This window comes from Nocardia sp. NPDC047038, assembly GCF_040644075.1.
GTDB classification, from domain to species: domain Bacteria; phylum Actinomycetota; class Actinomycetes; order Mycobacteriales; family Mycobacteriaceae; genus Nocardia; species Nocardia sichangensis.
Genome location: NZ_JBEYVQ010000001.1, coordinates 1,509,014 through 1,521,240 on the forward strand (window position 1 = coordinate 1,509,014; position 12,227 = coordinate 1,521,240).

Annotated in this window: 14 protein-coding genes and 3 pseudogenes; 13 read left to right on the plus strand and 4 right to left on the minus strand. The window is 66.1% G+C overall.

The annotated features are described in order from the left end of the window. The first annotated feature begins 151 nt into the window (after positions 1 to 151). From ABZ824_RS07245 to ABZ824_RS07255, 3 genes and pseudogenes are all read left to right on the plus strand, one after another. Positions 152 to 454 (plus strand): annotated as a pseudogene (locus ABZ824_RS07245) (TniB family NTP-binding protein). Beyond that, on the plus strand, positions 436 to 618 hold the full coding sequence (locus tag ABZ824_RS07250) for a hypothetical protein (RefSeq protein WP_356962169.1): 183 nt from the start codon (positions 436 to 438) through the stop codon (positions 616 to 618). The pseudogene ABZ824_RS07245 and the gene ABZ824_RS07250 overlap by 19 nt, the downstream one beginning before the upstream one ends. A 314-nt stretch (positions 619 to 932) precedes the next feature. After that, a complete protein-coding gene (locus ABZ824_RS07255) occupies positions 933 to 1,517 on the plus strand; it encodes a hypothetical protein (RefSeq protein ID WP_356962170.1) in 585 nt (194 codons plus the stop codon). Positions 1,518 to 1,524: 7 nt separating this feature from the next. Here the strand turns inward: ABZ824_RS07255 and ABZ824_RS07260 are convergent, their stop codons facing one another. Beyond that, positions 1,525 to 2,319 carry an alpha/beta hydrolase gene (locus ABZ824_RS07260; RefSeq protein ID WP_356962172.1) on the minus strand — a complete coding sequence of 265 codons (795 nt, stop codon included), beginning with the start codon at positions 2,317 to 2,319 and terminating at the stop codon, positions 1,525 to 1,527. Positions 2,320 to 2,321: 2 nt separating this feature from the next. Next, positions 2,322 to 2,918, minus strand: coding sequence for a TetR/AcrR family transcriptional regulator (locus tag ABZ824_RS07265; protein WP_356962174.1), 597 nt, complete (start codon positions 2,916 to 2,918; stop codon positions 2,322 to 2,324). Positions 2,919 to 3,680: 762 nt separating this feature from the next. Between ABZ824_RS07265 and ABZ824_RS07270 the strand changes: the two genes are divergently transcribed. From ABZ824_RS07270 to ABZ824_RS07280, 3 genes are all read left to right on the plus strand, one after another. Beyond that, a complete protein-coding gene (locus tag ABZ824_RS07270) occupies positions 3,681 to 3,914 on the plus strand; it encodes a hypothetical protein (RefSeq protein WP_356962176.1) in 234 nt (77 codons plus the stop codon). A gap of 170 nt (positions 3,915 to 4,084) precedes the next feature. Further along, the gene (locus ABZ824_RS07275; RefSeq protein WP_356962178.1) at positions 4,085 to 4,582 is read left to right on the plus strand and encodes a recombinase family protein; all 498 of its coding nucleotides are present in this window, start codon (positions 4,085 to 4,087) and stop codon (positions 4,580 to 4,582) included. Between the two features lie 652 nt (positions 4,583 to 5,234). After that, entirely contained in the window at positions 5,235 to 6,188 is a 954-nt protein-coding gene (locus tag ABZ824_RS07280; RefSeq protein ID WP_356962179.1) for an NAD(P)-dependent alcohol dehydrogenase, read from the plus strand. Between the two features lie 145 nt (positions 6,189 to 6,333). On the opposite strand, the gene ABZ824_RS07285 is transcribed toward ABZ824_RS07280, so the two are convergent. Beyond that, positions 6,334 to 6,492, minus strand: coding sequence for a hypothetical protein (locus ABZ824_RS07285; protein ID WP_356962180.1), 159 nt, complete (start codon positions 6,490 to 6,492; stop codon positions 6,334 to 6,336). 487 nt (positions 6,493 to 6,979) lie between these two features. On the opposite strand from ABZ824_RS07285, the pseudogene ABZ824_RS07290 reads away from it, so the two are divergent. The 5 genes and pseudogenes from ABZ824_RS07290 to ABZ824_RS07310 form a co-directional block, all read left to right on the plus strand. Next, positions 6,980 to 7,093, plus strand: a pseudogene (locus ABZ824_RS07290) (transposase); the annotation flags it as partial. Between the two features lie 164 nt (positions 7,094 to 7,257). Then, a pseudogene (locus tag ABZ824_RS07295) lies at positions 7,258 to 7,406 on the plus strand (helix-turn-helix domain-containing protein); the annotation flags it as partial. 399 nt (positions 7,407 to 7,805) lie between these two features. After that, positions 7,806 to 8,675 carry an NAD(P)-binding domain-containing protein gene (locus tag ABZ824_RS07300; protein ID WP_356962181.1) on the plus strand — a complete coding sequence of 290 codons (870 nt, stop codon included), beginning with the start codon at positions 7,806 to 7,808 and terminating at the stop codon, positions 8,673 to 8,675. 238 nt (positions 8,676 to 8,913) lie between these two features. Beyond that, positions 8,914 to 9,291 (plus strand): VOC family protein, encoded by a 378-nt coding sequence (locus tag ABZ824_RS07305; protein ID WP_356962183.1) that lies wholly within the window; start codon positions 8,914 to 8,916, stop codon positions 9,289 to 9,291. 408 nt (positions 9,292 to 9,699) lie between these two features. After that, positions 9,700 to 10,101 (plus strand): hypothetical protein, encoded by a 402-nt coding sequence (locus tag ABZ824_RS07310; protein WP_356962184.1) that lies wholly within the window; start codon positions 9,700 to 9,702, stop codon positions 10,099 to 10,101. An 88-nt stretch (positions 10,102 to 10,189) separates the two neighbouring features. On the opposite strand, the gene ABZ824_RS07315 is transcribed toward ABZ824_RS07310, so the two are convergent. After that, a complete protein-coding gene (locus tag ABZ824_RS07315) occupies positions 10,190 to 10,813 on the minus strand; it encodes a TetR/AcrR family transcriptional regulator (RefSeq protein WP_356962186.1) in 624 nt (207 codons plus the stop codon). Positions 10,814 to 10,951: 138 nt separating this feature from the next. Between ABZ824_RS07315 and ABZ824_RS07320 the strand changes: the two genes are divergently transcribed. Together ABZ824_RS07320 and ABZ824_RS07325 are read left to right on the plus strand one after the other, a co-directional pair. Further along, on the plus strand, positions 10,952 to 11,767 hold the full coding sequence (locus ABZ824_RS07320; protein ID WP_356962488.1) for an oxidoreductase: 816 nt from the start codon (positions 10,952 to 10,954) through the stop codon (positions 11,765 to 11,767). A 108-nt stretch (positions 11,768 to 11,875) separates the two neighbouring features. Beyond that, positions 11,876 to 12,052, plus strand: coding sequence for a hypothetical protein (locus ABZ824_RS07325; RefSeq protein WP_356962187.1), 177 nt, complete (start codon positions 11,876 to 11,878; stop codon positions 12,050 to 12,052). Positions 12,053 to 12,227 lie beyond the last annotated feature (175 nt).

The window sequence follows — 12,227 nt, forward strand, 5'->3', positions numbered from 1 at the left end:
AGATCCACTCGAACATACGTTCTGATCTGTCATATTGGCGCAATGTGCGGACATCGAGTAGGCCCGCAACGTCACAGATCGCGACCGCGGCCATCGACGCGGTGAGCAGCTGGTACTGAACGTGCTGCGGGCCGCTGGAGTGCGTGTGCTGGTGATCGACGAACTGCACAATGTGTGCTCGCTGGCCGCAGCGGCACGGTGCGGCGGGAGTTCCTGAGCCTGCTGCGGTTCCTCGGCAACGAACTGCGGATCCCCACTGGTCGCGGTCGGCACCAACGACGCCTATCTGGCGATCCGCTCGGATCCGCAACTGGAGAACCGGTTCGCCCGTTCGTCCTTCCCCGGTGGCAACCCGACGCGCAGGGGTGTGCGCTGCTGGCCAGCTTCGCCGCCGCGTTCCCACTGCGCCGGCCCTCGCCGATCTCGACCGTGGAAATGGCCACCTACCTGCTGACCCGCAGCGAGGGCACCATCGGCGAGCTGACAACACTGTTGACCGATGCCGCGATCGCGGCGATCGAGTCCGGGGTGGAAGCGATCAACCAACGGACACTGGTGCTGGCGTCCTATGCCGGGCCGACCGAACGCCGACGGATGTTCGAACGGGACCTGGCATGAGCATGCCGCCCACATGCTGGCCGCTGCATCCGCAACCGGATCCGCTGGAGTCGCTCTCGTCATGGGGGTTCTTGTCGAACTCGCCGAATTTCGGGCGGATCTCGGCGGCGTCATCGAAGCGAACCGGCCTCGTTCGACTACACGCTGATCGGAATGTGCGCCCGTCCGGTCAGCCGGAGTTCGGTGTAGTGCGCCAGTCGGTTGATCTGATCGATGAAGCGATCGGTGTTGGCGTGGCAGACCGCGATCAAGGACAGCGTGTCCGCTCGTCCGGTCGTTGGATACCGGCCCTGGTCGCCACGCGGGTCTAGGCGGTGGAAATCCTGGATGAAACTGACGATGAGTTGCTGGTCGGCGCCATCCCCGAGCAGATCATCCCCTGCCGGGAGCGCGTTGAGCAGGCCGTCGAGATTGTGGCTGTACCGGTGATTCGCGAGGACGGCCGACGGAAGGAATGCCTTGAGCGCGAGTTCGGCTGCTTGGCGGCCGTAGTAGAAGGCACCATACGGCTGTGGTGTGCAGGCTCCTGGGCACTCCAAATCCGCCCGAAATTCGGCGCGTTCTACGGGAACCCCGCATCGCTGTCGGCAGGCCAGGAAGCGTTCTTCGAAGGCCATCTGCACGCGCTGCCTCCTCGGCGGAGTCCCGCCCGGGAAGTGCGCTACGACAACCTGCGTTCTGCGGTCGCGCAGGTTCTGGGGTTCACCCGTGCCCGGGTGGAAGCCGAACGATGGACGGTGTTCCGGTCACATTTGGGGTTGGAGCCGTTCTACTGCCAGCCCGACGTCGAAGGCGCCCACGAGAAGGGCGAGGTCGAAGGCCGGGTCGGCTGGTTCCGCCGGAACCCCGCACTATCTGACCCGGTTCGCTACTCCAACAATCGGGAGCCGAGTTGGTGAGTGCCTTTCATACGGCGTCGGGCGGGGCGAGGAAATCGATGACGTCTTCGCTGAATCGGCGGTCGGACATCACTGTGTGGTGTCGGCGCCCCTCGTACACCCGGAGCTTGCCATCACGTACTCCGCTGGCTACTCGCTCAGCGAGTTCGGGCGGGTAGAGGGCGTCGCGCGCACCGGCGATCATCAAGGTGGGTGCGGTGATCTCGCCCAGACGGTCTTCGATGTCGAACGCGTCCTCGGCCGCCAGCATGGCCACCATGCCGTCCGGGTCTGCCGGGCGACCGGCAGTCAGTCCCAGTAGAACGGCCATCAAGGCTCGCCCGGGCCGGGAGTCCGCGGTCGTTGGCGCCAGTGCCGCTGCCGCGGCCCGGTATCGTCCAGTGGCCAGCAGGTCCGTGTACTCGCGCTGTATGCGTCGGCCCTCCAACCCAAGGCGTGGGCCCGCGGCTCCGACCACCAGTCGGCGTACCAGGCCGGGGTGGTCGACGGCGAACTGCAGCGCGAGGCAACCAGCCGTGGACAGGCCGAATACGTCTACCGCGCAGTCGAAACGCGCATGTAACTCTTCGGCGTGGTGAGCGGCGAGCTCGGCCATGGTGACACCGGGCTCGAGACCGGGCCGGCGGCCGACTGCCAGCACGGTGAATCGCGCGGCCAGCGACTTGAGGGAGCGCAACTCTGCCCATCGGGCGGCACCCGTGGGGTTGGCCGAGTCCGGCAGCACCGTGCGAAATACCACGAGCGGGCTTCCCGTTCCGAACTCCAGGTAGGCGGCACCACCTGTCAGTACACCTTCGCGCATGGTCATTGCTTGGTCAGTCCAGTCGCGACAATGTCGATGAGCCGGTCGAGCACGGCGGGGTACCGGTGCTCGCCGATGTCTTGGCGATGCATGGGCAGCAGAAGTACGGCTTGGAGCACCCCGATCAGTTCGTCGGCGTCGGCTTCGATGAGTTGGCCCTTGGCCTTGGCAGCCTCCAGGAACTCGGTCAGCGGCATCACCTGCCGCGCCCTGGCCAGCTCGTCGGGGCCCATACGACGAACCACCGCCCGCATCTCCTCGGGGTGGGTAATCAGCCGGTGATAGAGCGGGTTGTCCTCCAGCATCCGCACCGTAGCGCGCAGGAACCCGCCGAGGGCGCCGCGCGCGTTCTCGGCCTCGCTCAACACCACTGCCAGCTTGTTGTGCAGCTGAGGTGCCTGTCGCAGCATCAGCTCCAGGTACAGCGCCTCCTTGCAGTCGAAGAAGGCATAGAAGCTGGTTTTGGCGATCCCGGCAGGGGCGACGAGGTCGTCCAGGGAGGTCTTGCGCAGGCCCTGGGTGGTGAACAAGCTATGTCCGGCCTCCAGGAGTTGCTCGGTGATCCGGGCGCGGTCCTCAGCACTGAACGGGGGCGGCATACCACTCCTGAATACATATGAACAATTCAGTCTTTGTTAATGGGGACAGTACCGCATCCTGGGGTTCGGGACCAGTGAGATCGCCCTTGAAGAGCGCTGTCGATGGCGTCGCCCGTGATTTGTGGCTGGTAGTCGGGTTGGCATCGAGACGCCGCCCGATCTCAAGGGCGAATCTTCGTTGCATGTCCGGGTCGCCGGCGGCCAGGCGCCGCCAGCGCAGCGCCGAGAACCTCGGCGATGTAGACGGTTTCGGGGTAGGCGGCGGCGAACAACTTCAACGGGGTGAAAGTCGTCAGTTCGGTGCCGATCGGGATCAGCTGCTGAGCCCGTTTGCTCCACCGGTGTCGTGCGTCGCCGCGCGGGGGGTTCTTCTCGGGTGCTCCAGCGGTGAGCGCAGATCGGGAAGCCGGTGAGCACCGCGTCGAAAGTCGCCGCCGGTCCGAGACGGTGCAGCAGGTGCAGGTGTGTGCGTTGCGCGGCAACGACTTCCGGTAGTTCGCTCAGATCGGTCTGCTCGAAGCCGGTCAAATCGGGTGGCCCGATCCAGACGCGGTGACGTAGGCAGACCAGGTGGTGGCCCAGGAGTCGCAGGGGCGCGGGCCTCCGGGATGCGTGGCGGCGCAGCGGTGGCAGCCGTGTTGGGGTTCGTGGCGCAAGCCGAGCCAGTCCGGTTCCGGGTCGCGGAGCTCGATGATCGCGCGGGTCAGCCGTTGACGGGGCTGGTCGACGACAGCGGCGAACCGTTCGAGGTCGAGTCGTCGGGTGCTGGTGCCGTTGCGTGATCGACTGACCTGGGTCCAGAGTGTCGACCTCGGCATCCCCACCGACTTCCTGCCCACCACCAGCCAGTACGCCACCCGGCTGTGCCCGATGTGCGACGACGACGTCTACTCGGTGATCCGCAAGATGGACAAGCGACTGGACGACCTCCCGGTGTTCATTCGCGGCCATGGCCCGTCGATACACAGCCGACGGGTCGAACCCTGCGGCCGATGAACATCCGTTGGTGTCGTCAAATGACCCTTTGACGACATACTCCCGAGACCGCCTCCGTGCCACTCGGATCATGCGGAAACGGCGCAGCCGATCCAATGCGATCCGTTCCCGATTGACGACAGATAGAACAGTGAACGGACACCACACCGGGCAACGAAAGGGACTCTGCGATGGCCGAACTCGTCTACACACGGGTATCCACCGACGAGCAGAGCACCGACCGCCAGACCCACCTGCTCACTGAGGCCGGCCTGACCGACGGAGCCGACGGAGTGCGGCTGTTCGCCGACCCGGCCACATCATCCAAGATCCCCGCGCTCGAACGCGAAGGCTTCCGCCGACTGGTGCTGGTCAACGTGCTGATCTCGGTCGGCCAGTTCCAGCGCGACCTGCAAAACGAACTCACCCGCGAGGGCCTGGCTGCCGCCTGGGCACAAGGCGCCCGATCCGGCCGCCGCCCACAGGTCGCCACGAACGGTGCGCTGGACCAGGTCCGCCAGGAATACCGCGAAGGCGCCAGCATCGCCGCATTGGCCCGCCGGCAAAAGGTGAGCCGGGTCGCGATCCGAACCGCCCTCGCCGACCTGCTGCCCGGCCGATCCGAACAACCCGCGCGCGGTCGGACCAGGTTCGTTCGATTGGGTCGTAGCGGTGAATCAGTTGGATGATCTGGCCGTTGTTGGTGAGGCTGTCAATGCCGACCCAAACCTGGTTCTGGCCCACTTTCCGTGATCAGGTCTGGAGCCACGGCCCCCGTGGGAGTATCCCGCCGCAACCCCATGGCTGCAAGCGAAGGTTCGTGCCACCCAATCGATCCGAGCCGGATTTCGGACAGTCGACCAACGAGCGCCCAGTGGCATGTGAGTGCGTTGGGCGAGGGTGACAGCCTGCGCGATCTGACGGCGCCGGGAACGGTGGTCGACTTGTGCGCTCTTCGGAGTTGATTCCGCATACGGGCAGCGATTTTCGGCTCGTCTATCGCACGACCGGGCAGAGCGAAGAGCCGGTAATCAGCGGGGCATGGTCTGCGTGCCTGAGGGGAAGCCGCCGCAAGGTGGCTGGCCGGTCGTCTCCTGGGGGCACGGTAGCTCCGGGATGACCGAGGGCTGCACGCCGAGCCGGAACAACGGTGCCGTCGGGCCGGTCGACACGCTCGGCTTCCTAGGCCACACCCTGCGCTGAGAACATGAGATGCGTTATGTCGCAGAGATTCTCGCTTGCACAGAAGGCCGGCGCACAGTTCGCCGGCCCGCGGCGCGGCCCGCCGACTAGACTTTGTCACGTGTCCAGCTGTCGCTCGATCCTCCGCGCCGGTATCGCATGAGGGCTGTCGTGTACGACCGCTACGGCGGCCCCGAGGTGCTGTCGATCGCGGATACCCCAACGCCGTCTCCGGCGCCGAAACAGGTGCTGGTCCAGGTGCACGCGACGTCGATCAACCTCTCCGACTGGGAGACACTGCGGGGGACGCCGCTGTATTCGCGCATCGGCGGGCTCCGGACTCCCGGTCGTCCGGTTCTCGGATCCGATATCGCCGGACGGGTCGAAGCCGTCGGCTCCGAGGTCACCCTGTTCGCACCCGGTGACGAGGTCTACGGCGACATTCTGATGCTCAAGGGCGGATTCGCTGAATATGCCGTGGCTCCTGAATCGGCGTTGGCCCACAAACCGGCGTCGCTGAGCTTCGCCGAAGCGTCGACCCTGCCCCAAGCCGGGGCGATCGCCCTACAGGGCACGGCCGATATCGAGGCCGGAATGTCGGTGTTGATCAACGGAGCGGGCGGCGGATCCGGAGCGTTCGCGATCCAGTTGGCCAAGCACGCCGGGGCGCACGTGACCGCGGTCGACAACGCCGACAAGCTGGCGTTCATGCGCACGCTCGGCGCAGACGAGGTTATCGACTATCGCGTCGAGAACTTCACCCGAACCGGACCATACGACCGAGTACTCGACCTGGTCGCCCACCGGTCGGTCTTCGCCTACCGCAGGTCGGTCGCCCGCGGCGGCCGGTACCGCTGCGTCGGCGGCACCACGAGCGCGTTGCTGCGGATGACGACGGTCGGCGTGCTCGCCGGATCGGTGACCGGGCGTTCTCTCGGAGTCCTCGCGGTGAAGGAAGGGCCCGCGCACTTCACACCCCTCGCGGAGGCATGTGTCGCAGGACGGATCGGAATCCACATCGACCACACCTTCCCGCTCGACGAGACCGCGAAAGCGCTGTCCCACGTAGGTACGGGACGCGCCCTCGGCAAAGTGGTGGTCCAGATCCGCTGATTTGCGGGTGCTGCTGCTTCAGGGATGTCCGGTTCGATCAATTCGTTGGCGCCCGATATTCGGCATGAGCGCGCACTCGAGTTCGCTTCTGCCTGCCGCTGGGCTGACGCGGGTTCGTCGTTCCGGTTGGTGCTCGGGAGTTGTCCTACAGGCCGTCAATCGCGATGCCGAGATCCGCGCCGTAGCTGGACCAGCAGAAGATCGGCTCCCCTGGTTCGCCTCGATGGCCCATGTACCACTCGCCGTCGTCGACGCAGCGCGCGAGGCACAGACCGGTGAAGCCGATGATCGGATCGACTTCCAAGCAGACTCCTTCGCTAGGTTCGAGTGGCGCCAGGAATACCGGAGTGCTGGGATCCAACAACTCCACGGTGCTGTCCTGCGCTCGTCGCCGCACCTCGTCGATGGTCCACTCACTCGGAAGCGTGCCCTTTGTCCACCACGTGATTCTTGCCGAAGCGGCGCCCTACTCCTCGTCCGGGTGGACGAACCGATCTTTGAGATCCACCCCTGACTCCTACCGCACCGAGTTGCGTCAAACACCGGCAGAAGCCCGACGCAACGAACTGCCACATACCTGACGCATCGCAGCTCATCCCCGTGATCCTGCGTCAGGTCAAGTGACAACGGACACTGGTTTTGTCTCGCATTCCGTGATTGACCCAGCGTCCGGATGTGCTGGGGCGCTCCGTAGTTGATCGGTTCGGCGGTGTTCTGATCTTGGTGTGTTGACGATCTTGTTCCCGCACCTCGACGGTCTGATCATCGGCACCCGATTCTGCAACAGCCTCTACGACGTCGAGATCCGACGGGTGATCTGCTCGACCAGCGCCATCGAGTCATTGAATGCCCGCTACCGGCGTGCGATCCGCGCCGTAGGTCACTTCCCCAGCGAACAAGCCGCTTAGGTTCAAGGGGTCAATGCAACACCCGTCATGACGAGGGGTTTGTGTTCGGGCGTTCGTTTTGGGCGTGGATCCGTGAGGGCGAGATCATCGACACCGCGGCCGCGGCGGTCGGTGTGTCGAAGACGGTTGGCTGGCGGTGGTTCCGTGAGGCTGGCGGAGTGATGCCGCCATGGAGTGAACCCTCGACTCGCCCGGCCCTCTTGTCGTTCGCCGAGCGGGAAGAGATCGCCTGTCGCCGTGCGGCGGTGTCCGAGCGATTGCCAGGTCGATCGGAAGGTCCGCGTCGACCATCAGCCGAGAGCTCGCCCGGGGCACTCGCCGACCGAAGACCAGATACCGGGCACTCGCACCGCGTCGAACGGTACCGCCCCTGCGGGGAGGTAGCCGCAGGGTGCCCGGGACTTCCGTGCGGAATTCATCCAGCATAGGTACGGCGAACTCGTCCTGACCATGATCACGTCATAACGCCCGTTCGTCGCCCGTATCGCCGGACTTTCCGCGTCCGCTCGCTATCACCGCTATCTGCACGGCATCGCCCGCCTCGACGACCCCGCCGATGCTCGACCCTCCAGAAAGGCAGCCAGTTCCCGGCGGAGGCGATGACGCCTATGCGACGGTGCTGCTGCGCGACTTGTCCGAACATGGCCTGGTCGACGTTGTCTTCGCGTAGGCGCTGGTCGCAGCGGATCGCGCTGCCTAGACTGAATGGATGCCGCGGATCGGCTTCGTCGGTGTGGGAGACATGGGATCGCGAATGGCGGCGCGTCTGCTGGTCGCGGGCTATCCCGTGACCGTATTCGACATAGCGCCGCACCGCGTCGCGGACATGATGGCTGCGGGTGCGAGCGCCGCCCCCAGCGCCGCAGCTGCGGCACGCGAGGCCGATCTGGTGATCAGTTCGGTCATGTCGGCGGACATACCGTCCGCGCATCTGGGCGCCAACGGCATTCTGGCGGGCCTGCGACCAGATGCGGTGCTGGCGGTGACCTCGACCACCACACCCGCGATCCTGAATTCGATCGCTGCCGCGATGCCACCATTGACGCACCTGCTGGACGCCACCCTCGTCGGCGGAGTCCGCTACGCCGACGAGGGCACGCTGACCATCCTGCTCGGCGGCGATGACGAACTCGCCGCCGCCTGGGAGCCCGTCCTCGCGTCGTTCGGGCACGTTGTCCGCGTCGGACCGCTCGGCTCCGGCGTTGCCTACAAGCTGATCACCAATGTGGTCGTCATGGCCGCCGAAGCAGGGCTACGCGAGGCGCTGGACCTGACCGACCTACTCGGCAGGGACTACATCACGGCTTTGAACTTATTGGCTCGCGGCCCCATGGCGGCGGTCGTGAACCGCGCACTCGACCGTGACAACCCCAGACCGATACGCGCCTCCGCCGCCGACTTCGACGTGCTCCTGGAGGCTGGCGGAGAGGAGGACCTCCCGATCAGCGCTGCCGCGCGCAGACGGTTGTGGGCAGCGGCGACAGCCGCCGACTCACCGATGTTCTACGACCTGACCACCCACCTCACCGCGCTTCCTAGTTATCGGACGCCGACGGGCGGGACGTCTACCCCCTCATGATCAGGCGGCTCCGACTGGAGAAGCTCGGCTGCAGGCGGAGATTCACCACCCCGGCGTACCGCGGGTGATCGCGACGACGAGAAACCGGCCGGGGCGGCAATGCTCACCCTGAAGCTGTAGCCATCGCGACAGCACACCGCACCGTATCGACTGACCGCGAAAGGAGGCAGCAGCGTTCATGAACAGTACTGACTTGCCCGCTCCTGACCAGGGAATACTGGTGACCCACTTTCTGACCGTGTCCGACGTGGCCCGCTCTCGGACCTTTTACGCCGACATCTTCAACGGTCGCGTGGTGCTGGAGGAGAACCCCTGCATCGTCAAAGTCGCCAATAGTTGGATCATCATGAACCCCGGCGGCGGGCCCACTCCGGACAAACCGAACATCGTGTTGCGCCCGCCCCAGCCGACCGATCCCGTGTCGGCATTCCTGAACGTCCGTGTAGCCGACATCGCCGCCTTCTATGCTCACGCACGAGGCAAGGGCGCCGAATTTCTTACCGAGCCGATCGACCGCAAAGCCGAAATCCGTTGCTACTTACGCGATCCCGACGGCTACCTGATCGAGATCGGCCAAGCCACCGGCATGCTCGAAGGGATCTTCGCTGACCGCTGAAACGCCGGCGAGAGCGACCGATGACCGACTCCGCAGCTCCGACATGGTTGAGCCGCTCACCGGCCCCTGCGCCCACCGCGACTTCACCAGGCACTGGCGGCTAGACCACGGCCACGTGAAAGAAACCGCACCAGACGCTCAGAACGCCTTCTTGGACTCTTACGTCGATGAGCTGCTTGGACCCGTCGGTCGATCGGCGAAGCTGGCATTGACGATCGCGGCCGTCCCGCGCCCGAATCCAGCGATGCACTCTTTGCTCGGCATCGAGCTCGCCTTCGTCGTACGCGTCTTACAGCGCCGGATCTTGCAGAGAGCAGACATGCCTTCGCGACCGCCAGGCGGCGAGCAAGCGCATTCGAATCCCAGCGCATCAGCGCGGTGCCTACGCCGACGCAGCAGCCATGGCATGTGTCGCGTTTCCAGGGCGGCTGGCGCCCTGAGCTGGTAGTCGGGTCCGAAGTTCGGGCGGAGATATTCAGCTTGAAAGAGCGGTTGAAGGTGTTGACCACAACCGACAGCCCGTTCGACCAGTCGGCACCATCCTGGCCGATGACAGCGGCGCGGTGGGTGAAACCACAGTTGGTGGGCACCGTCGAGTACCGAGAGTTCATCGGCGCGCTACGGCATCCGAGCTGGCGCGGATTGCGCGTTGAGATCGATCCCTCCGGGGTGCGGCTACCGACTCGAGACGGCACTTCCCCCGGGCTTGAAGCTGTGATGGCTGGCCTGGCCGTCTCGACGAGCCCGTCCAGGATGGACGGTCATGTGTCTCGCTTATGCCGTTTGCCGTGTGGCGCGGATCATACTTGACTGCAAGTCGCCTTTACTCGAACAGGACAGGACAGAGTGACGGCTCATCCACAGTGGACGTTCTGCGACGAGTCCTACCGTGCTCCTCTCAGCGGTGGTGCGGGCGAGGCAGCAATGCGAACGCGCTTTCCGCAACCGAGGTCAGGCGGGCGGGACTGTGACCGTAGGCGCCTACGACGTCGGTCCCGCGGATGATGGTCAGCAGAAGGTAGGCAAGGTCGTCGGCATCCGCGTCGGGGTCGATGTCGCCGTTGCGCTGCGCGGCTCGTACACACTCGGCCACCGCCGTCGCGAGCACCGAGAAGCAGTCGCGGGCCATGCGTTGCACCTCGGGGTCGGAGGTGCCGATCTCCAAGGCCATTTTGGCGGCGAAGCAGGCCGCCGCGGCCCGGTCGGCGGCGGGGGGTACGTCGTCGGCGAGCGGCACCCCGTGGACGGCGCGGAGCAAGTACCTGTGCAGTCGTTCCAGGGCGCCCTCGTCCGGTCCGGCGAGCGCCTGCGGCGCGAACTGTGCCAGCCGGGCGAAGTACCCGTTCATCGCCTGCCGCAGCACGCCGCGCTTGCCGTCGAACGCGGCGTAGAGGCTACCGCGGCCGATGCCGGTGGCGGCGCTGATGTCGTCCACGCTCGAGCCGTTGTAGCCCGAGGTCCGGAACTGCCGCTCGGCGGCGTGGAGGACGTGGTCGCGGTCGAAGCTTCGTGGTCTTGCCATACCCCGACGGTAGCGCCGACCAGCCATAGTTGACAACTCAGTACAGAACTGGCTAAATTTCTGACAGTTCAGTACACAACCATCCGGCGACCCCGCACCGGGCACGACGGAGTCGTGCCCGCAACCGAAGGAACCACCATGCAGACAGCTTCCCCAGTGGCCGTTGTGACGGGCGCCTCCTCCGGGATCGGGCGGGCGGCAGCGCGCGCCCTCGTGAACGCCGGCTTCGCGGTGGTCGGCACGAGCCGCAACGCGGCGAAGGCCGAGCCGCTCGCCGGGGTGACGTTCCTCGATCTCGACGTGGCCGGCGACGAGTCGGTCCGCTCCCTGGTCGAGGAGGTGATCGAGCGGTTCGGCCGGGTCGACGTCCTGGTCAACAACGCAGGCGTGGGCGCGGTCGGCGCCGGCGAGGAGAGCTCGATCGACCAGGCCAAGGAAGTCTTCGACATCAACGTCTTCGGTCTGATGCGGATGACCAACGCAGTGCTGCCCCACATGCGCGCCCAGGGCAGTGGCCGCGTGGTCAACGTCGCCTCGGTACTCGGTCTGATCCCCGCCCCCTTCATGGCCATCTACGCCGCCACCAAGCACGCGGTCGAGGGCTACGCCGAATCCGTCGACCACGAGCTTCGCGAGCACGGCGTCCGGATGCTGCTGGTCGAGCCGGCCTACACAAGCACGAGTTTCGAGGCGAGCAGCCTGCCGCCCGACTCGCCCCTGCCGGTCTACGCCGCACAGCGGGAGGTCGCCCGGGACGTGCTGGCCACGGCCGTGCGCAACGCCGACGACCCGGACGTTGTCGCGAAGGTGATCGTCGCGGCCGCCACCGATGCCAAGCCGAAGCTTCGGTACACCGCCGGCTCGATGGCCCGACGCGTCAGCCTCCTGCGCCGGATCGTGCCCTCGCGCGCCTTCGACAACCAAATCCGCAAGCTCAACCGGCTGGCCGGCTGACCCCGCGCTACATCCGGCGCCCGAGGAGACGCCCATGGAGTTCGAACGCGTCACCTTCGACCTGCCACAATGCTCGGGGCGACGCGCCGCCTATCTCAGCCGATCACAGTGCCCCTGCTGCAGCTCCACGGTGCCGACGACGGCTGCATCCGCCCCCTGCAGGTCGACGACCGGCATCGGTTCGCCGCCGCGCACGCGCTGGAGGTCGTCCCCGACGTCGGCCACTTCCTGCACATCGAGGCCCCCGAGGCGATCGCGGCACGGATCGCGGCATGGGCCCCGTAGCGGATCACTCGACCCTCGCGGCGAGACCACCGGGATAGGCGGCGGGGCGGACTCTGACATGGCGTTGTCGCGGTCACGATTCTTCTCCGCTCGGTTTGCCGGCGTCGGCCCCGACTTCCGTTTCCCTGGGCTCAACTCTCGCCACGGCCATCGCCGCCGTGCCCAACCACCACGG